Source organism: Streptomyces sp. DvalAA-14 (assembly GCF_900091855.1).
Classification (GTDB): domain Bacteria; phylum Actinomycetota; class Actinomycetes; order Streptomycetales; family Streptomycetaceae; genus Actinacidiphila.
Genome location: NZ_FMCH01000068.1, coordinates 23,205 through 40,824, shown reverse-complemented (window position 1 = coordinate 40,824; position 17,620 = coordinate 23,205). Strand labels below are relative to the sequence as shown.

Sequence of the window (17,620 nt, the reverse complement as noted above, 5' to 3'; positions counted from 1 at the left end):
CCGGCCCGCGGGTCGGCTCACCGGTTGACCGGCCGTCAACCCGGCGAAGCCGCGACGGGCGCCCGGCCGCGGAGGCCGGGACGGCGCGGGCCCGGGTGCGCAAGGTGTCCCGGCGAAGCCGGACGCCGGTCCGGGTCGGCTGACCGGGGTGTGCCGGGTGCCCCGGGGAACCGGGCCCCGGCCGGGTTCGGGCAGTCGCCCGGTGTGCGGGGCGCGGGCGGTGGGGGTCGGCGGACAGGTGCCCCGGCGAAGCCGGATGGCGCTTCGGGTCAGCTGGCCGCCTCGCGGTCGGGCAGGGCTGCCAGGTGGTCGGCGAAGCCGCCGCGGGTGCGGGATCGTAGGCGGGGGGAGGTCAGGACGGGGCAGTCCGGGGTGCGCAGGACGCGGTGGGCGGCGGCGTCCAGGGCGGCGACCAGGGCGCGGTCCTCGCCGACGTCGAGGGGCGGGAAGCCGCCGACGGCGCGGTAGGCGGCGGCGGTCAGGCCGAGGTTGGCGCCGTGGATGTGCGGGTGGCGCCAGGGGGATCCGTCCGACGGGCGGGTGGCCTCGTAGTGGGTGTGATGGCGCGCCACCAGGGAGGACGCCGCGGTCGCCGGCAGCGCGACGGTTCCGACGACGGCTTCCCAGCCCTCGGCGGCCCGGGCGCGGTGGTAGGCGAGCCAGTCGGCGGGGACGACGCTGTCGGCGTCGGTGATCGCGATCCACGTGGTGCGCACGGGCGAGGCGAGTTCGCGCAGCGCCCACTCCGTCCCGGTCGCGCGGGCGAGACCGGGATTGCCGCAGTTCGCGGTGACGACGACGGCCCCCGACCGCCGGGCGACCTCCGCGGTGCGGTCCCGGCAGGAATCCGCGACGACCACGGTCAGCAGCCGGACACCGGTGAGGTCGGGGTGCCGGCCGGCGGCGGCCACCGCGGCCAGCGCGGCCGGCAGCAGGGCCTCCTCGTCGTGGGCCGGGATCACGACCGCGACGGCCTCGATGTTCACACCAGTCCTTCCCGTTCGGCCGGTGTCACCGGTCGGCGGCCGTCGGGAAGGGCGCGCGCGTGGATCTGCAGCACGAAGTCGTCCTCGCGGTGGTCGGCCAGCAGGTGGAGATCCGCCACGCGGGCGAGCCGTTCGGCGATGTCGTCGCCGGTGCCCAAGTGCTCGGGCACCGGGTGGTTCCAGTGCACGGTGACCAGGGTGCCGCCCGGTTCCAGCGACGCGGTGGCGCGTGCCACGAGGTGGTCGACGGTGGGCGCGTCGAAGTAGTAGAGGAGTTCGGACAGCACGATCAGATCGAAGCTGCCGTCCGGCCACTGGTCCGGCAGCGTGAGCCGGCGGACCGTCACACCCGGGAGTCCGGCGGTGCGCTGCCGGGTGGTTTCCACCGCGGAGGCGACGCGGTCGGCGGCCAGCAGGGCGTCGCAGCGGCCGGCCAGCCGCCGGGTCAGTTCGCCGACCGAGCAGCCGGGCTCGAACGCGCTGCGGTAACGGGGCCGCGGCAGGGCGGCCGCGGTGAGGTCGTACTTGCGCTGCTCGTACCAGCGTTCCGCCAGGTGCCAGGGATCGGGCCCGCGCCGGTACTGGGCCTCGAAGTAGGCAGCGGGCGTGCTTTCCCCGGTCGGCGCGGCCGGCTGGGCACCTTCCTGGGCGCCGCCCGGCCGGGCGGTGGTCATGCGAACACCACTTCGACGTCGCGCAGGTGGTGCGCGATCTCTTCCGGCGGCAGGATCGCGGCGTCCTCCGGCGCGGGGCCCAGCGGGCGGATCTGGCTGCCGAACCGCTCGACGGCGGCTCGTTTGCGGGCCAGCACCGGCTCCGGCAGGCGTACGCGGCGGGCGGACGGCCACGGCACGCGGGGGTCGTCCGGCCGGGCCCAGTGCCACATCCACACCGGGTACATCAGGCACGCCACCGACGCGGTGCGGGCGGCGGCCAGCGCGGCCCGGCCCGCGGCCTCGTGATCGCCGTGGACATCGCCGATCCACGGGGCCAGGCACAGCTGCGCGCCGTGCAGCAGCGGGGCGAGGGCCGCGGCCACTTCCTCCTCGTGGCCGGCGGCCTCGGTGTCCGGCACCTTCAGCCGGACGATGTCGGCCGTGCCCGCGCCCAACTCGGCCAGCGCGTCGCGGAGTTCGCCGGCCCGCAGGTCGGCGAGCCGGTCGGGCGTGACGATTTTGCTGCCGGCGTGGGAGGCTTCGCCGTCGGTGATCGACACGACCGTGACGGACACGCCGGCGTCCGCGAGCAGCGCCATCGTGCCGCCGGCCCCCAGCACCTCGTCGTCCGGGTGCGCGGCCACCACCACGACCCGCCCCGCGGTGGGAAGCCGCAGTTCGGGCAGTTTGTGCCAGCCGTCCCAGGCCCGCCAGTGGGCCTCGTCCGTGCCCGGGGCCTGGATGGGGTCGGCGTAGGAAGGCGGCTTCCCGGCGTCCCCCGGGTACGCCTCCCCAACGCCCCCCGGGTACGCCTCCCCCGCTTGCTTCACGTACGGCTCCCCCGCGTGCTGCGTCACGACGACTCCTTGCGGCCGACGAGTGCACCCAGCTCGGCCAGATTGCGTTCGGCATGGTGCTGCCGGATGTAGACCGCCAGGTCGGCGGCGTTGCGGGCGTGCCGTTCGTCGTGGCACAGCGGTCCGGCGCCGGTGGCGCGGCCGACGTGCGTCAGGACATCGGCGCAGACCGATTCGATGAAGCCGCGCACCCGCAGGCTGCGGACACGGGCGGTGCCGCGGAGATCGGCCGGGTCGTCGTCGATCTCGTCGGCGGCCTGCCGCAGCACGACGCCGGCCGCGTGCAGCCGCATGTCGACCGCCCCCAGGTGGGCGTCGGTGAGCGGTTCGGGGCCCCGCTGGGCCGCCGCCCGCAGCAGCACCTCGGCCACCGCGCGGGCGCCGCCGAGCCAGCAGGCCGCCACGCCGATGCCGCCGTGCTGGAAACCGGGACGGGTCAGGTATCCGCCGACGTCCCCGACCGGTACCGCGGGCACGGCGTCGAAGCGCACGTCCGGCGTGTCACTGCCGGCCATGCCGATGGCCTGCCAGGTGCCCTCGACCGGACGGTATCCGGGAACGTCCGCACCGTCCCCGGCCCCGGTAGCGACCGCGAAGAGCCGGCGGCCGCGGTCCGTGGCCGCGGTCACCAGCGCGTGGGTGCAGCTGTGCGCGCCGGAGCAGTACTGCTTGAGACCGCTCAGCGACCAGTCCTGCCCGGTCTGCTCGGCGGTGAGCCCCTCCCCCGGCGGCTCGGCCGCCCATACGCCCCAGCGCTGTCCTGGCACCGGCTGCGGCCCGCCGAGTTCGGCGAGGATCGAGAGGGCGTCGACATGGCCCTCCACCAGCCGCGCCACGCTCAGATCACGCTCGGCGACCGCGGTCAGGGCCGCGAACCGCTCGGCGGTCCGGCCGGCGCCCGGGGGCGGGCAGACGGCGGCACCGGACCACAGCTCCGCCACGTAACCGGCGAACCCGGCCGCGGCCTCCTGCTGGGCCCGCCGCGCGGAGAACCCGTCCCCCGTCGCGCCCGGAGCCTCCTGCGCCGGCGAGGAGAAAACGTCCCGTTGGCGCCCTGCGCTGTACATCCGTGGTGCTCCTTGCCCGTACGACGGCCCCCGATCCACGCCATCACCTTCACTCGGCACAAGCGCGTACGCATCCGCATGCCCCACGGGCAGGGTCTTACGCAGCGTCCCGTGCGGCGGGCGGCGGAAGAGCGGCCCCGCGCGGGAGCGGCGTTTTGTGCCGGGTCGGCCGGGCATCCGTACCGTTGACCTTCGGGTGACCTGCGGGGCGACGTATGGGGTGACTTCAGTGGTGCCGTTCGACGACAGTGCGCCGGGCCCGGCCACGGGCGAACTTCCGATAGCCGAGTACAACCACCTTCCCCGGCGGGAGGTGGAGGGCCGCCTGCCGGATCTGGACCGGGAGCAGGTGGAACTCGTGCTCCGGTACGAGCGCCGCCACCGGGCCCGCACTCCCGTGCTCCGGCTCCTCACCACCCGGCTGCGAGAGTTCCGGGACCGCCGGGACTGCGAACAGCCGGCCGGCGGCTACGGGCCGGCGCCCCGCCGGACGGAGTCCTGAGCCGGTCCGGATCCGCAGCCGGACCGGGCTCGGGCCGGTTCGAGTTCCGGGCGGGCTCAAGTTCCGGGTCGGACCGAATCCCGGGCCGGACCGAGCGCTCAGCCGCTGTTCTTTAGCCGGCTGCGGTGGGCGGCCTGCTTCGCGCGGTTTCCGCAGATCGCCATGCTGCACCACCTGCGGACGCGCCCGCGCGTGCGGTCGACGAACATCAGGGTGCATGCCGGGCCTTCGCATGCCTTGACGTCCGTGAAATCCTCCTCGCTGACGAGTCCCGCCAGCGCTTCGCCGATGGGCAGCAGCAGCGAGTCCGGTGAGCGCCAGCGCCGCATCGTCCGTATCCGGAGGCCGGCCGTCGCCCGGTCCCCGGCCGCATCCCCGGCCGCATCCCCGGCCGTGTCCCCGGTCGTGTCCTCGGCGACACCCAGCTGCAGGAACCCCTCGTCGCGGGCGAGCAGCCGGTTCAGCGGTGCCAGTTCCGGCAGGGCTTCGGCGGTGAGCGGTGCGCCCCGGTGTTCCTGGACGAAGGTCCGGAACGTCTCGCGCAGGCCGCGCGCCTGAGCGGCGACCGCGTCGAGCTCGCCGGGCATGGCCTGCTCCCGCAGCTCGGCGAGGGTGCGCGGCGGCACCAGTCCCGCCTGCTCCAGCCACGCCAGCAGGCCCTCGCCGTCCTCGATCCAGTCGATCCGGGTGTCCACCGGTGTGGCGATCGAGTTGAGGAAGTCCAGGCCGGGCGTGTCGGCGAGGAACAGGGCCGGAGCGTGTTGGACCATCCTTGAAGTCCCTCCCGGTACGGGTCGTTTCGTTCCCCCCCTGACAGTAACCGCCTTGAGCCTCCTTGACAAGTTATCCATCTCGTTCATAACCTCGCTAATGGCGTCAGGGCGGTTACTCATCCGGAGTCCCGCTGCCTGAGCCGGAGTGTCGCGTGAGGAGCAGGGGATGTCGGAGAACAACGTCAAGGTGGTGCTGGCGCACGGCGCCTGGGCCGACGGGTCGAGCTGGAACAAGGTGATCGCGGGGCTGCGGTCCGAGGGCGTGAAGGCCCTGGCCGCACCGCTGCCCCTCACCTCGCTGGCCGACGACGTCGCCGCGCTCACCTGGACCCTGGAGCGGGTGGACGGCCCGGTCGTACTGGTGGGGCACGCCTACGCCGGCGCGGTCATCGCGTCGACGAGCGACGAGAAGGTGGCCTCGCTGGTGTACGTCACCGCGCTCGCCCCGGACGAGGGCGAGACGGTGACCGACATCTTCTACCGCACCGAACCGCACCCGCTGGCCCCACAACTCGCCCCGGACCCGCACGAGTTGATCTGGCTGCCCGAAGAGGCCTTCGCCCGGGCCTTCGCCCAGCACGCCTCGCCCGAGGAGCAGGCACTGCTGGCGGCCACCCAGCGGCCGCTCACCGCGGGGAGCATCGGGGTCCCGGTGGGCCGTCCGGCGTGGAAGGACCGGCCGAGCTGGTTCCTGGTGGCCGAGGAGGACCGGATGATCCCGGCGGCGAACCAGCGTTTCATGGCCGAGCGGATGAAGGCGCGGGTGCGCACGGTTCCCGCCGACCACCTGCCCATGCTCACGGCGACGACCGCGGTCGTCGACATCGTGCTGGAAGCGGTGCGCGAGGTCGAGTCCGGTCGCTGACGCCGCTGAGGCCGCTGAGGCCGCTGCGACCGGCGCGGACATCCGCCACCCGTAACCGCTCAATGAGGCTTGGGAAAGTTACGCACGCCGATCGAGAAACGTTCCAGAAAGCAAGGTGACCTGTCATGACCGACATCGCATACCGCACGGCGGACGTGGACGGATTGAAGGTGTTCTACCGTGAGGCCGGGGCTCCCGACGCGCCGACGCTGCTCCTGCTGCACGGATTCCCGTCCTCGAGCCACATGTTCCGCGAGCTGATCCCGCTGCTCGCCGACCGGTTCCACGTCGTGGCCCCGGACCTGCCCGGCTTCGGCCGGACGGACCTGCCCGCGCGCGGCGACTTCGACTACACCTTCGAGCACCTCACCGACGTGACCGACCGCCTGACCGAGGTGCTGGGCCTGGACCGCTTCGCGCTGTACGTCTTCGACTACGGCGCCCCGGTCGGTTTCCGCATCGCCACCCGGCACCCGGAGCGGATCACCGCGATCGTCTCGCAGAACGGCAACGCCTACGACGACGGGCTGAGCGAGGGCTGGGCGCCGGTCCAGGCGTACTGGAAGGAGCCCTCGGCGGCCAACCGGGAGGGGATCCGCAAGCTCGTGCAGCCGGAGACCACCGTGTGGCAGTACACCCACGGCGTGCCGGACGAGACGCGGGTGAGCCCGGACGGCTACGGGCTGGACAACTACTACATGACGCGCGAGGGCGCCGAGGAGATCCAGCTCGACCTGTTCCTCGACTACGCGAGCAACGTCGCGCTGTACCCGCGCTTCCAGGAGTACTTCCGCACCAGCAAGCCGCCGCTGCTGGCCATCTGGGGCAAGAACGACCCGTTCTTCCTGCCGGCCGGGGCCGAGGCCTTCAAGCGCGATCTCCCCGACGCCGATGTCCGCCTCCTCGACACCGGCCATTTCGCGCTGGAGACCCACGCCGGCGAGATCGCGGGCGCGATCCGGCAGTTCCTCGGCGCGTAGCCGGTCCCGATCGTGCCCCCACCTCATTTCCAGCGAAGGAGAAGTTGATGCCGAATCCCGTAGCAGTGGTCACCGGGGCCAGTCAGGGTATCGGTCGCTCCACGGCGATCCGGCTGGCGCGGGACTTCCGCGCGCTGGTGCTCGTCGCCCGCGACCGGCCCCACCTGGAGGAGACCGCCTCCGAGGTGCGGGCGGCCGGGGCCGAGGCCCTCGTCGTCGCCCTGGACCTCACCGAGCGCTCCGCGGCCGCGGCCGTGGTCGAGCAGGCCCTGGGGGCGTTCGGCCGCATCGACGCCCTGGTCAACATCGCGGGCGCGGTGCCGCAGATCGACCTGTTCGAGATGACGGACGAGCAGTGGGACGCGGGCATGGAGCTCAAGCTGCACGGTGCCCGGCGCCTGACGATCGAGGCATGGCCGGCGCTGAGCGAGGCGAAGGGCTCCGTGGTGCTGATGTCCGGCAACTCCGCCATCTTCCCCAAGTCGCCCTACGCGGCGGTCGGTACCATCAACGCCGCGATCGCCGCCCTCGCCAAGGCCTTCTCCGACCGCGGCATCGCCGACGGCGTCCAGGTCAACAGCGTGATGCCCGGCGCGGTCATGACGGGCCGCCGCCGCTCGTACCTCGAACACTGGGCGCCCCTGCACGGCATGACCGTCGAGGAGGCGACCGCGCACTTCCCGCAGGAGGCCGGCATCGAGCGCTACGGGCGGCCCGAGGAGATCGCCGAGCTGATGGCGTTCCTGGTCTCGCCGGCCGCGCACTGGATGACCGGCTCGACGGTCCGTATGGACGGCGGCGAGGTCAAGTCCGTCTGATCCGGCAGGTGACAGCGGCGGCATGCCCGTACGAGAGGGACGAGAGATCATGGGTCTGGCATGGCAGCAGGGTCCGCTCGCGCACGGCGCGATCGGCAGGTTTCTGACACCCGCTCCGCTTCCCGATCGGCTGCTGTTCGCCGAGCGCCTGCGCCGCAGGATGCGGGTCCGGTTCGGCGGCGAGTGGATCGCCGACAGTGAGAACGTCGTGGTCCTGCACGAACCGGACCGGTATCCGGTGGCGTACTTCCCGCTGCAGGACGTCAAGCCGGACGCGCTCCAGCCGGCCGGCCATGTCACCCGGCACCGCGACCTGGGCAGCACCTCCTGGTTCAGCGCGCGCCAGGGGCAGCAGCACCGCGACCGGGCCGCCTGGCAGCACGTCGAGCTGCCCGGCCACGCCAGGGAACTCGAAGGACGCGTGGCCTTCGCCTGGCGGGCGATGGACGCCTTCTACGAGGAGGACCAGCGCATCCTCGGACACGCCGCGGACGCGTACCACCGGATCGACATCCGGCCGACCTCGCGCGAGCTGGAGGTGCGCCACGGCGACCGGTTGGTGGCCCGCTCCGACCATCCGGCCGTCCTGTACGAGTCCGGTTTCGCCCCCCGCTGGTACGTTCCGCGCGACGACGTGGACCCCAGCGCCCTCACCCCGGTCGAGGGGCAGACCTTCTGCCCGTTCAAGGGCCTGGCCAGCTACTACGACATCGGCGATGCCGCGAAGGCCGCGTGGTCGTACCGGGACGCCTATCGCGAGGTGCGCGCCGTGTCGGACATGGTCTCCTTCGAGCCGGACGTGGTGACCGTCCTCCTGGACGGCGAGCGGCTCGCACCCGAACCCGGGCAGGGAGTCGTCCCGCACGGCATCGACCGCGGCCTGGACGTCGAGGAACTCCGGACACCGTGAAGGCCGCGGCCCGGGGCCGGGCGCGGGGTGGCGCCCCGGGCCGGGCCGCGGTCGACCGGCCGGTCAGCCCATGGTCTTGGCGCCGTCCAGGGACTCGCGGAGGATGTCGGCGTGGCCGGCGTGCTGGGCCGTCTCCGCGATGATGTGCATCAGCACCCGCCGGGCCGACCAGCGCGCGCCGGGCTCGAACCAGGGGGCGATGGGCAGCGGACGGCTGGCGTTCAGGTCGGGCAGGGTGGCGACCAGGTCGTCGGTCCGGCGGGCCACCTCGGCGTAGTCGGCCAGCACCCCGGCCAGGGTCTCACCGGGCAGCAGCCGGAACTCGTCGGCCCGCCGGGCGAGGTCCGCCTCCGTCATGTCGCTGGCGTCCCCCATCGCCGCCGGACTCTCCACGATGAAGTCCGCCCAGCCCCGCTCGACCGAGGCGACGTGCTTGATCAGGCCGCCCAGGCACAGTTCGCTCGCGGTGGTGCGCCGTCCGGCCTGCTCGTCGGTGAGGTCGCGGGTGGTGAACCGCAGGAAGTGCCGGTGCTTCGCCAGCATGGCCAGCAGGTCGGCGCGCTCGCCGGCCAGGTCCTGGGCCGGGGCCTGGGCTTGCGCCGGGACCGCTGCTCCCTCCGCGGCGCCGGCCGGGTCGCGGGGGGTCTCGTCAACGGTCATGGTTTCCGCCTTCCGTCTGTGCTGTTCGGTTTCCACGAGCTGGTTCCCACGGGCCGGTTCCGACAGGCCGGTTCCGATGGGCCGGTTCCGACAGGCCGGAACGGCCGCGCCGTGGTCGTGGAAGGCAACGCTAGGGGCCATTCCGGTCACTTTCCGACCTGAATTGCCGAAGAATCGCAGGCATGGCGAACACCGGCTCACGCACGCTGCGGCTGCTGTCCCTGCTCCAGACGAACCGGTACTGGTCCGGTGCCGACCTGGCCGAGCGGCTGGGCGTGTCCGCCCGTACGCTGCGCCGCGACATCGAGCGGCTGCGCGAGCTGGGCTACCCGGTCGAGGCGCACCGAGGCGTCGACGGCGGCTACCAGCTCGGCGCGGGGGCGGCGCTGCCGCCGCTGGTGATCAGCGACGAGGAGGCGGTCGCGCTGGCGGTGGGTCTGCAGGCCGGCGCCCGGAGCGCGGTGGAGGGGATCGCCGAGTCCTCCGTCCGCGCGCTGGCCAAGGTGGTGCAGGTGATGCCGGCCAGGCTGCGGCGCCGGGTCGAGGCGCTGCACGCGATGACGGTGCCCGCCGAATGGGGCGTCCCGGGCGCGGCGGAGATCGATCTGGGCGCGCTCACCACGCTCGCGCTGACCTGCCGGGACAGCGAGCGCCTGCGCTTTTCCTACACGGCCGCCGCCGGGCAGCCCACCGAGCGGCACGTCGAACCGCACCGGCTGGTCTGTCTGGACCGCCGCTGGTACCTGGTCGCCTACGACCTCACCCGGCACGACTGGCGCACGTTCCGGGTCGACCGGCTCGGCGCGCCGCACGGCACCGGTGCCCGGTTCGGGCCCCGCGACCTGCCGGCCGCCGACGCCGCCGCCTTCGTCCGGGCCGGGCCGGCCGGTGCTCCGCAGCCGTACCGGGTCGAGGTCCTGGTCGACGCCGGGGCGGAAGCGGTACGCGAGCGGATCGGGCGGTGGAGCACGGTCGAGGAGGTCGACGCCGGGCACTGCCGGGTGCGGATGACCGCCGACTCGCTGGACTGGCCGATCATGGCGCTGGGCGGGCTCGACGCGGACTTCCGCGTGCTCGGCCCGCCCGAGCTGTTCGACCGGATCACTCGCTGGGGTGCCCGATTCCACCGGGCCCGGGGCCCGGAGCCGGAAGCGGCGCGCTGACCGCGACCGGCCTGCGCACGGGCTGAGGCCCGCATCCCGCCGGCGGCGGAATCCGGGGGCGGCATGGCACCCGGATCGGGCCGTGGCGGACGCGGCGGCGGCGCCCCGTTTTCGACGGCCAGCGCCCTTTCGGCGTTCATCGGACGGACAGCGGGCGGGCACCGGGCCCGGGCATCAATGGGCGCGAGCCCCACGTGATTCCGCCAGCCGTGCTGGCGCCGGACGAACGGAAACTGCCTGTCATGTACACGGCATCTGCTGTGCCGACCCGTTCCTATGTCACCTCCATCGCCTCCACGCAGGAGGAGATCCGCGCCGCGCAGCGGCTGCGCTACCAGATCTTCGCCGAGGAGAAGGGCGCCGTGCTGCGCACCCCGCTCCCCGGTCATGACATCGACGAGTTCGACGAGTTCGTCGACCACCTGATCGTCACCGAGCGCACCAGCGGTGACGTCGTCGGCACCTACCGGCTGCTGCCGCCCGGACGCTCCACGCGCCTGTACTCGGACGGCGAGTTCGACCTCGGCGCGGTGCAGGGCCTGCGGAACTCCATGGTCGAGACGGGCCGGGCGTGTGTGCACCCCGACCACCGGGACGGGACCGTCATCAATCTGATGTGGTCCGGGCTGGCCCGCTATGTGCTGCTCTCCGGCCACCGCTACCTCGCCGGCTGCGCCTCGGTGCCGCTGGACGACGGCGGCCGGGCCGCGGCCAACGCCTGGCTGCTGAGCACCACGAAGTACGCCTGCCCGCCCGATCTGCGCGTGCGGCCGCGCGATCCCTGGACCCCGCCGCGGCTGCTGACCGCCGAGCCGAACGCCGCCTCGCTGCCGCCGCTGCTGCGCGGCTATCTGCGGGTCGGGGCCTGGATGTGCGGGGCGCCCGCGCACGACCGGGACTTCGGCGACGCGGACTTCTTCGTCCTGCTGGACCTGGAGCGGATGAACGAGCGGTACAGACGGTACTTCCTGGGCGAGAAACGGTGAGCGGGAGCGCCTGGGCGGCGGTCTCGCCCTGCACGGCGGCATGCGTCACCGACGATCCGCCGCAGGCCAAGGCGGGCCGGGCGGTCACCGCACGGCGGTACGCCGGCTTCCTGGCGACCCTCGCCGGAGCGGCGGCGGCCGGCGACCGGCTCGGGGAGCCGGCCGAACTGCGGGCGCGGGCCGGCTCGTTGCTGGCCGACCTCGGCGTCGGTCTGTCGTGCCCGTCCGACGGTCTCGCGGTGCCGGTGGCCGGAGCCGGGACCGGCACGCTCGTCGTGGCCAACCACATCTCCTGGCTGGACGTGCTCGCGCTGCTGGCGGCGCAGCCGGCCACGCTGCTGGCCAAGCGCGAAGTGGGCCAGTGGCCGCTGGTCGGAACGCTGGTACGGCGCGCGGGAACGCGGTTCATCGACCGCGAGGGCCTGCGCGGCCTGCCGGAGACCGTACGGGAACTGGGCGCGCTGCTGCGCGCCGGGGAGTCGGTGATCGTCTTTCCGGAGGGCACGACCTGGTGCTCGGTGCCGGGCGGCCAGTTCCGCCGGGCCACCTTCCAGGCGGCCCTCGACGCGGGCGCCCCGGTCCGCCCGGTCACCGTCAGCTATGCCCGCCACGGGGTCCCCACCACGCTCCCCGCCTACGTCGGGGCGGGGACCTTCGCGGCGTCCCTGCGCCGCGTCGCCGCGACGCGCGGCCTGACGGTCCGGCTCACCCCGCACCCCGCCCTGGATCCGCGGGGCCACGACCGCCGCTCGCTGGCGGCGCTGGCGCACGCCGCCGTGTCGGACGCGCGGCAGGCCGGCCCCGCGCCGAGGACGCCCGGGCCGCACTCCCGCGCATCGGCGGCCGGTCCCGACGAGGCCTTCGGGCTCCTCGGGGGACGTCCGGGGCGGCGCGACGGACAGGAGACCCACCCGATGACGGCGGTCTGACCTCCGACGGGCAGTTGCTGCACACGAGCGCACTGGACTTGCCGAATCTGACCGAGTCCTGAAACAGGGCGCCTTGAACGGTGACCGGTCCACCTGGACCCTGGAGGCAGGGACGCGCGCCTTGCGCACCCGCGGCCGGCTCAGCCGCCACGCCGACCGTCCGGCCGCCCGGCCGACCCCGACCGCCTGTCCCGACGCCGAGCGCCGATCCCGACGACCATCCCCGACACGAGGACGTAGTGATGACCGAGTCGAACGATCTTCGCCTGCTCCGCGTGGAGCGCGGCAACCCCTCCGCCGAGGAGCTGGCCGCGCTGATCACCGCCCTGCTCGGCCGGACCGCCGTCGGTGAGCGGCCGCCGGCCGCCGCCGACCGGGCACCGGCGCCCCGGTGGCGCCGCCCGGAGCGGGTGCACCTCTTCGACGCGCCCCGGGTCTGGCGGGCGTACCAACGCGTCGGCGACTGACCCGGCCCCTCCGGCCGGCCCCCGGACCCCGGGCGGGCGGCCGGAGGGGCCCTCAGGCCGCCGGGAACAGACTGCGGAAGTGCCGGTACAGCAGGCCGGTGCCGCCCAGTTCCTTCAGCACCGGCTCCCAGACCGCCTCGATGTGGGCGACGGCGTTGGCCTCCGTCACCCACTCCGAGAAGCTGAGGATGCTCGTACCGTCCACGCTGATGTGCATGTTGGCGGATATCCCGCCGGGGTAGTCGCGGTCGTCGCCCTCACTCGCCTCCTCGCCCGCCAGGAGGTTGTCGACCCACTCCCGGGCGGCCTGCTGGTTGTCCGCGGCGAAGAAGGCCACCGGGAAGGACTCGGCGACGGGAGCCGGGTCGGCGACGGCGCTGCCGCGCACGGCGCGGTACAGCCGGAAGGGCACCGGCGTTTCGGCCCCGGCCGCCGCGGCGGCGGTGTCGCTGATGCCGCCCCGGTCCGCCAGCGAGGTGTGCAGCGCCTCCTGCGAGGACCATTGCGCGTAGGTGAGCACCGACTCCCCGTCGCTGCTGGTGTAGGCCGTGAGCGACAGCAACTCCGGGGGCCAGGCGCTGGACTGCCAGTGCGCGACGACGGCTTCGGCTGTTTCCCGTTGCCGCCCGCTGTCGGTCGGCACCGTCCCGACGAGCACGATGTCGCTGTGCGGATTGTCGACAACGGGCCGCGCGGTGGACGCATCGGACATTCTTCGACTCCTCGGGACGGGGTGGCGCCACGAAAGACGCGGGCCACGGCGTGGTACGGAACATTCTCCGACCAGCTGTCACCCGCGCCCGCAAACCCCGGCTCAGGGTTGTGAAAGGAACCTCAATTCCTTTTCAGGCCCGGTCAATTCCTTGGCAGGACGCCGGTCTGCCCCCGGTGCTCCAGCAGAATCCGCTCGGTGGCGGCCTCCAGTCGCCGGGCCGCGTCCCGGTCGAAGGATTCGTCGTCCACCCTGATCCGCCGTCCCTCCACAAAGGCGCTCAACGGCTGCGCGGGGGGCGAGTCGACGGCCGCCACGATCGGCGGCAGGGCCGATTCCACCGGCTTGGCGTACGCCCGCATCGCGGCGATCTGCCGGCGGGTCTCCTGGTCGTACACGCCGGAGAAGCTGGTCGCGGTGACGCCCGGGTGGATCAGTACGTACCGGATCCCGCGCTCGCCGTACCGCTCGGCGAAGCTGACCCCGAGCAGGTCGTTGAGCTTTCCGCCCTGCCCGAGCGCGGCGCCGCCGTGGTAGCCGCGCCGAAGTTCCAGGTCGCCGAAGCGCACCAGACCCAGACCGGCGCCGGGGCCCGCCACGTTCACCACCACGCCCTGTTCGGCCGCCGCCAGCGAGTCCGCCAGGGCGTGGCCGAACAGATAGCGGCTGAGGTAGAACAGCGCGAAGTTCTCCTCCAGTCCGTCGGTCGTCTCGGTGCGCGCGCTGCGGTAGTGCCGGGCGCACAGCACCAGGGCGTCCAGCGTGGGGAACTGGGCCTTGACCGCTGTGACGGCCCGCTCGTTCTCCGCCAGCAGGCTGAGGTCGGCCCGGACGAAGAAGGCCCGCGCCCCGGCGCCGCGTGCTTGGGCGGAGTCCAGGAACTCCTTGCCCTTGACCTCGTTGCGGCCGATGACGACGACGGTGTCGCCGCCGCTGAGGCGGGTGGCGGCGAGCGCCTTCCCGATGCCGTCGGTGCCGCCGGCGATCACGATGGTCTTCACTTGCTGTCCCCCTGGGCGGCCAGCGAGGCGGGCGCCTGCGCGGTGCGGTCGTCGAGCCCGTCCTCGGCCGGCAGCTCGTGGGCGGTCTCCCGCGGCGCGGGCCGGCCCGGCAGCTGGGTCGCGGCCAGGACGACGAGCACCAGGGCCCCGGTCACCCCCCAGTACGCGGCCTGGAAGCCGCCGAGGGCGTCCCCGCTGCCGGCGCTCTGGACCAGCAGGGCGACCAGGGCGATGCCGATCGCGGCGCCCAGCTGGTTGAGCATGTAGAGCACCGTACTGCCCTGCGGCACGAGGTGGCCGGGGAGCGTGCGGTACAGCGAGGCGATGGTGGGCGCGCCGACACTGCCGAGGCCGAGGCCGATCGTGAACGCCAAAGCGGCCGACCAGACCTGGGAGGTGCCGGCGGCGAGCTGGGTGAAACCGAGCGCGCTCAGCCCGGCGAGCACGGCGCCGCCGAGCACCAGTCGCCGTGAGCCGAGCCGGTCGGACAGCCGGCCGGTCAGCGGCATGGACAGCGCCGAACCCACGCCGAGCGGGGCGAGCAGCAGCGCGGACGCGAAGGTGTCGTGGCCGCGCACCTGCTGGTAGTACAGCGGGAGCGCGAACAGGCTGGCGAAGGTCGCCAGGCCGACGAGTGCGCCGACGGTGACGCTGGCCGAGAAGCCGCGCGACCTGAACAGCCGCAGGTCGATCAGCGGCGCGCGCCGCGCGCGCAGTGCGTGCGCGCCGTAGCCGCCCAGCAGCACGACCGCGGCGGCGAGCGGGACGAGCACCCGCCAGGTGAGGAACTCGGTGCGTTCGGCGTACTGGGACAGGGTCAGTACGGCGGTCGCGACACCCGGGCCGATCAGCGCCAGGCCCACGACATCGAGCTTGCCCGCGGTGTGCTCGCCGACCGGCTTGTCGTCCGGGACCACCCGCAGCGCCAGCACCAGGGCGGCCAGGCCGATGGGTACGTTGACCAGGAACATCCAGCGCCAGGAGGCGCCTTGCAGGATGAGCCCGCCGACGACCGGGCCGAACACCGGGCCGCTGGAGCCGACCACGCCCATCAGGCCCATCACCCGGCCGATGCGGCTCGGGCCGGCCGAGCGGGCCAGCAAGGTGAGCATCAGCGGATCGAGCAGGCCCGCGCCCAGGCCCTGCACGACGCGGAAGGTGATCAGGCTGCCGATGTTCCAGGCCAGCCCCGCGCTGATGGACCCGGCCAGGAACACCACCAGGCCGAGCAGCCACAGGCGGCGGCCGCCGAACCGGTCGACGGCCCAGGTGGTGACCGGGATGCTCACGGTCAGAGCCAGCAGGTAGCTGGTGGACACCCAGCTGACCGCGCTGAGCGAGGTGTGGAAGTTCTTCACCAGGGTGTCGGCGGCGACGGCGATCATCGAGCCGTCGAGGATCCCCATGATCCCGCCTAAGAGGATCACGCCGATCAGCCGCCGCAGCGCGGGATCCAGGCCTTCGTCCGATGGGTGCGCCATGAGTCTCTCCGTTGGCATCAGGGGAATTGCACTCGGCAGTGCAGATTAGGGCACCGGTCGGACCGATGGCAACGGTGCGACCAATCAACTGCACCCGCCAGTTCAAAATTGACGCCCGGCCAGCTATGCTGACCCGGTGGGCGGAACTGCGACATCGGCAACTACCAACCGGGCGACCTCCCGAGGACGCATCGACAAGCGGCAGGCGATCTTGGACGCGGCCTTCACCGTGTTCGCCAACCGGGGCTACGCCCGGGCGTGCATGGAGGAGATCGCCGAGGTGGCGGGCGTTGCCAAGCACACCGTCTACAACCACCTCGGCGACAAGGAGAACCTCTTCCACGCCGCGATGGAGGCGACCGGAAACGCCGTGATGGCCGAGAACCTGGCCGTGGCCGAGCGCCTGGCCCCCGAGCGCGGCGAAGGCCCCGATCCGCTCCGGTCCTGTCTGGAGGACGTGGCCCACCGCCTGCTGCTGCAGTGTTGCGACGCCCGCTCCTGGGCGCTGCGCCGGCTGCTCTACGCGGAGATCACCCGCTTCCCCGACCTGCTGGAGGTCGTCTGGGGGCGCGGCGCCGACCGGCTCCGGCAGACCCTCGCCGACCGGATGGCCCGGATCTCGCTGGCCGGCCAGTTGCGCGCCTGCGATCCGGTGGAGGCGGCCGAGCAGTTCCTCGCCCTGCTCACCGGTCCCATGGAGGCCCGGTCGCAGCTCGGCACCCGCCCCGTCCCGGAAACCGAACTGCGCACGGTGGCGGACGCCGCGGTGGGCACGTTCCTGCGGGCGTTCCGAGCCGATCACCTGAGCCCCGCCGCGCCGGCGGCCGCTCGCTGAGTTCCGGACTTTCCCCGGCACCGTCGACCTGTCCGAAGCCGGACGGGCACCGCCCCTGTGAACGCGTAGGAACACCCTGGCCCGAACCGGCGACAGCGGTTCGGGAATCTTGATCCTGCGGATCGGCCCCCGACGGCAGGGTTCCGGTGGACAGGGAGGCAGGCAATGGAGCTTGCGGCTGTGAATGCCCCTTCGGCCCGCGCAACTCCAAGGGAGATATCGTGCGCATCCTCGTGGTGGAGGCTCACAAGCACGAAGCGCTGACGCTGGCCCGCAATCTGGAGCGGTACGGCCACGACGTCACGATCGTCGATTCCGGCACCGCCGCGGTGGAGCACCACCGGCAGGCGGACTTCGTCCTGCTCGATCTCGATCTGCCGGACATCGACGGCCTGGCGGTCTGCCGCATGCTCCGGGAGACCGGCGGCGTCCCCATGATCGCGTTCGCCGGCGGCGGCACCGAGCTCGACCGGGTCCTCGGGCTGCGCGCGGGCGCCGACGACTGCCTCGACAAGCCCTATGAGATACGCGAGTTGGCGGCCCGCATGGAGGCCGTGATGCGCCGCCGGGAGCCGCGCCGGCCGGCGCCCGCGCCGAAGACGACGGTCTCGATCGGCGCCCTGCGCATCGATGCCGCCTCCCGCGAGGTGCAGGTGCACGAGAAGCCGGTGGAGCTGACCCGCAAGGAGTTCGACCTGCTGTACTACCTGGCCCGGCATCCCGAGATGGTCGTCACCCGCCAGCGGTTGATGGCGGAGATCTGGGAGATCCCGATGGTGCGGGCGCTGGGCGCCCAGGCGAGCCGCACGGTCGACACCCATGTCAGCTCGCTGCGCAGCAAGCTGGGGTGCAGCAGCTGGATCGTCACGGTCCGCGGGGTCGGATTCCGGGTCGGCGTCGGCTGACCCGGCCCGGCCGTGGCCGGGCCGCCGCGTACGGCGCGGCCCGGTCACGGGCGCCGGCGCCGGCGCC

20 protein-coding genes are annotated in these 17,620 nt (G+C 73.4%); 11 read left to right on the top strand and 9 right to left on the bottom strand.

The genetic code is table 11. The annotated features are described in order from the left end of the window. Positions 1-269: 269 nt before the first annotated feature. From GA0115240_RS03500 to GA0115240_RS03485, 4 genes are all read right to left on the bottom strand, one after another. The gene (locus GA0115240_RS03500; protein ID WP_093735169.1) at positions 270-986 is read right to left on the bottom strand and encodes a glycosyltransferase; all 717 of its coding nucleotides are present in this window, start codon (positions 984-986) and stop codon (positions 270-272) included. After that, entirely contained in the window at positions 983-1,660 is a 678-nt protein-coding gene (locus GA0115240_RS03495) for a class I SAM-dependent methyltransferase (protein ID WP_093735168.1), read from the bottom strand. The genes GA0115240_RS03500 and GA0115240_RS03495 overlap by 4 nt, the downstream gene beginning before the upstream one ends. After that, positions 1,657-2,385 (bottom strand): PIG-L deacetylase family protein, encoded by a 729-nt coding sequence (locus GA0115240_RS03490; RefSeq protein WP_256069524.1) that lies wholly within the window; start codon positions 2,383-2,385, stop codon positions 1,657-1,659. The genes GA0115240_RS03495 and GA0115240_RS03490 overlap by 4 nt, the downstream gene beginning before the upstream one ends. A 110-nt stretch (positions 2,386-2,495) precedes the next feature. After that, the gene (locus tag GA0115240_RS03485) at positions 2,496-3,566 is read right to left on the bottom strand and encodes an acyl-CoA dehydrogenase (RefSeq protein WP_093735167.1); all 1,071 of its coding nucleotides are present in this window, start codon (positions 3,564-3,566) and stop codon (positions 2,496-2,498) included. 232 nt (positions 3,567-3,798) lie between these two features. Between GA0115240_RS03485 and GA0115240_RS03480 the strand changes: the two genes are divergently transcribed. Further along, positions 3,799-4,068: a hypothetical protein gene (locus GA0115240_RS03480; RefSeq protein WP_141708706.1), complete on the top strand. Its 270-nt coding sequence runs from the start codon at positions 3,799-3,801 to the stop codon at positions 4,066-4,068. A 98-nt stretch (positions 4,069-4,166) separates the two neighbouring features. Here GA0115240_RS03480 and GA0115240_RS03475 read toward each other — a convergent pair whose 3' ends face one another. Continuing rightward, positions 4,167-4,838, bottom strand: coding sequence for a CGNR zinc finger domain-containing protein (locus GA0115240_RS03475; protein WP_093735165.1), 672 nt, complete (start codon positions 4,836-4,838; stop codon positions 4,167-4,169). Positions 4,839-5,007: 169 nt separating this feature from the next. Here GA0115240_RS03475 and GA0115240_RS03470 point away from each other — a divergent pair, with 169 nt between their 5' ends. The 4 genes from GA0115240_RS03470 to GA0115240_RS03455 all read left to right on the top strand — a co-directional run bounded on the left by GA0115240_RS03470 (position 5,008) and on the right by GA0115240_RS03455 (position 8,414). Then, positions 5,008-5,706 carry an alpha/beta fold hydrolase gene (locus tag GA0115240_RS03470; RefSeq protein ID WP_093735164.1) on the top strand — a complete coding sequence of 233 codons (699 nt, stop codon included), beginning with the start codon at positions 5,008-5,010 and terminating at the stop codon, positions 5,704-5,706. 125 nt (positions 5,707-5,831) lie between these two features. After that, entirely contained in the window at positions 5,832-6,686 is an 855-nt protein-coding gene (locus GA0115240_RS03465; RefSeq protein WP_093735163.1) for an alpha/beta fold hydrolase, read from the top strand. A gap of 47 nt (positions 6,687-6,733) precedes the next feature. Continuing rightward, on the top strand, positions 6,734-7,504 hold the full coding sequence (locus GA0115240_RS03460) for an SDR family oxidoreductase (protein WP_093735162.1): 771 nt from the start codon (positions 6,734-6,736) through the stop codon (positions 7,502-7,504). 22 nt (positions 7,505-7,526) lie between these two features. After that, the gene (locus GA0115240_RS03455) at positions 7,527-8,414 is read left to right on the top strand and encodes a DUF427 domain-containing protein (RefSeq protein ID WP_237554565.1); all 888 of its coding nucleotides are present in this window, start codon (positions 7,527-7,529) and stop codon (positions 8,412-8,414) included. 63 nt (positions 8,415-8,477) lie between these two features. On the opposite strand, the gene GA0115240_RS03450 is transcribed toward GA0115240_RS03455, so the two are convergent. After that, positions 8,478-8,957 carry a DinB family protein gene (locus GA0115240_RS03450; RefSeq protein ID WP_237554570.1) on the bottom strand — a complete coding sequence of 160 codons (480 nt, stop codon included), beginning with the start codon at positions 8,955-8,957 and terminating at the stop codon, positions 8,478-8,480. A 299-nt stretch (positions 8,958-9,256) separates the two neighbouring features. Here GA0115240_RS03450 and GA0115240_RS03445 point away from each other — a divergent pair, with 299 nt between their 5' ends. The 4 genes from GA0115240_RS03445 (at position 9,257) to GA0115240_RS03430 (ending at position 12,619) form a co-directional block, all read left to right on the top strand. Next, entirely contained in the window at positions 9,257-10,237 is a 981-nt protein-coding gene (locus GA0115240_RS03445) for a helix-turn-helix transcriptional regulator (RefSeq protein WP_093735159.1), read from the top strand. Between the two features lie 242 nt (positions 10,238-10,479). Next, positions 10,480-11,223 carry a GNAT family N-acetyltransferase gene (locus GA0115240_RS03440; RefSeq protein WP_093735158.1) on the top strand — a complete coding sequence of 248 codons (744 nt, stop codon included), beginning with the start codon at positions 10,480-10,482 and terminating at the stop codon, positions 11,221-11,223. Next, positions 11,220-12,152 carry a lysophospholipid acyltransferase family protein gene (locus GA0115240_RS03435; RefSeq protein ID WP_093735157.1) on the top strand — a complete coding sequence of 311 codons (933 nt, stop codon included), beginning with the start codon at positions 11,220-11,222 and terminating at the stop codon, positions 12,150-12,152. The genes GA0115240_RS03440 and GA0115240_RS03435 overlap by 4 nt, the downstream gene beginning before the upstream one ends. Before the next feature lie 242 nt (positions 12,153-12,394). Next, a complete protein-coding gene (locus GA0115240_RS03430; protein ID WP_093735156.1) occupies positions 12,395-12,619 on the top strand; it encodes an acyl-CoA carboxylase subunit epsilon in 225 nt (74 codons plus the stop codon). A gap of 52 nt (positions 12,620-12,671) precedes the next feature. On the opposite strand, the gene GA0115240_RS03425 is transcribed toward GA0115240_RS03430, so the two are convergent. The 3 genes from GA0115240_RS03425 to GA0115240_RS03415 all read right to left on the bottom strand — a co-directional run bounded on the left by GA0115240_RS03425 (position 12,672) and on the right by GA0115240_RS03415 (position 15,813). Then, positions 12,672-13,331: a hypothetical protein gene (locus tag GA0115240_RS03425; protein ID WP_093735155.1), complete on the bottom strand. Its 660-nt coding sequence runs from the start codon at positions 13,329-13,331 to the stop codon at positions 12,672-12,674. A 143-nt stretch (positions 13,332-13,474) separates the two neighbouring features. Then, complete coding sequence (locus GA0115240_RS03420; protein WP_093735154.1) at positions 13,475-14,332, bottom strand: SDR family NAD(P)-dependent oxidoreductase; 858 nt, start codon at positions 14,330-14,332, stop codon at positions 13,475-13,477. Continuing rightward, a complete protein-coding gene (locus GA0115240_RS03415) occupies positions 14,329-15,813 on the bottom strand; it encodes a DHA2 family efflux MFS transporter permease subunit (protein WP_093735153.1) in 1,485 nt (494 codons plus the stop codon). The genes GA0115240_RS03420 and GA0115240_RS03415 overlap by 4 nt, the downstream gene beginning before the upstream one ends. 136 nt (positions 15,814-15,949) lie before the next feature. Here GA0115240_RS03415 and GA0115240_RS03410 point away from each other — a divergent pair, with 136 nt between their 5' ends. Beyond that, positions 15,950-16,648 carry a TetR/AcrR family transcriptional regulator gene (locus GA0115240_RS03410; protein ID WP_093735152.1) on the top strand — a complete coding sequence of 233 codons (699 nt, stop codon included), beginning with the start codon at positions 15,950-15,952 and terminating at the stop codon, positions 16,646-16,648. 221 nt (positions 16,649-16,869) lie between these two features. Further along, positions 16,870-17,553, top strand: coding sequence for a response regulator transcription factor (locus GA0115240_RS03405; protein WP_093735151.1), 684 nt, complete (start codon positions 16,870-16,872; stop codon positions 17,551-17,553). The last annotated feature ends 67 nt before the right edge of the window (positions 17,554-17,620 follow it).

What these genes read in the sequence shown, in the direction of transcription:
- GA0115240_RS03440 (WP_093735158.1), top strand. Translation starts at nt 10,480, where the DNA reads ATGTACACGGCATCTGCTGTGCCGACCCGTTCCTATGTCACCTCCATC.
- GA0115240_RS03465 (WP_093735163.1), top strand. Translation starts at nt 5,832, where the DNA reads ATGACCGACATCGCATACCGCACGGCGGACGTGGACGGATTGAAGGTG.
- GA0115240_RS03415 (WP_093735153.1), bottom strand. Translation starts at nt 15,813, where the DNA reads ATGGCGCACCCATCGGACGAAGGCCTGGATCCCGCGCTGCGGCGGCTG.
- GA0115240_RS03450 (WP_237554570.1), bottom strand. Translation starts at nt 8,957, where the DNA reads ATGCTGGCGAAGCACCGGCACTTCCTGCGGTTCACCACCCGCGACCTC.
- GA0115240_RS03430 (WP_093735156.1), top strand. Translation starts at nt 12,395, where the DNA reads ATGACCGAGTCGAACGATCTTCGCCTGCTCCGCGTGGAGCGCGGCAAC.
- GA0115240_RS03475 (WP_093735165.1), bottom strand. Translation starts at nt 4,838, where the DNA reads ATGGTCCAACACGCTCCGGCCCTGTTCCTCGCCGACACGCCCGGCCTG.
- GA0115240_RS03455 (WP_237554565.1), top strand. Translation starts at nt 7,527, where the DNA reads ATGCCCGTACGAGAGGGACGAGAGATCATGGGTCTGGCATGGCAGCAG.
- GA0115240_RS03470 (WP_093735164.1), top strand. Translation starts at nt 5,008, where the DNA reads ATGTCGGAGAACAACGTCAAGGTGGTGCTGGCGCACGGCGCCTGGGCC.
- GA0115240_RS03445 (WP_093735159.1), top strand. Translation starts at nt 9,257, where the DNA reads ATGGCGAACACCGGCTCACGCACGCTGCGGCTGCTGTCCCTGCTCCAG.
- GA0115240_RS03495 (WP_093735168.1), bottom strand. Translation starts at nt 1,660, where the DNA reads ATGACCACCGCCCGGCCGGGCGGCGCCCAGGAAGGTGCCCAGCCGGCC.
- GA0115240_RS03485 (WP_093735167.1), bottom strand. Translation starts at nt 3,566, where the DNA reads ATGTACAGCGCAGGGCGCCAACGGGACGTTTTCTCCTCGCCGGCGCAG.
- GA0115240_RS03425 (WP_093735155.1), bottom strand. Translation starts at nt 13,331, where the DNA reads ATGTCCGATGCGTCCACCGCGCGGCCCGTTGTCGACAATCCGCACAGC.
- GA0115240_RS03460 (WP_093735162.1), top strand. Translation starts at nt 6,734, where the DNA reads ATGCCGAATCCCGTAGCAGTGGTCACCGGGGCCAGTCAGGGTATCGGT.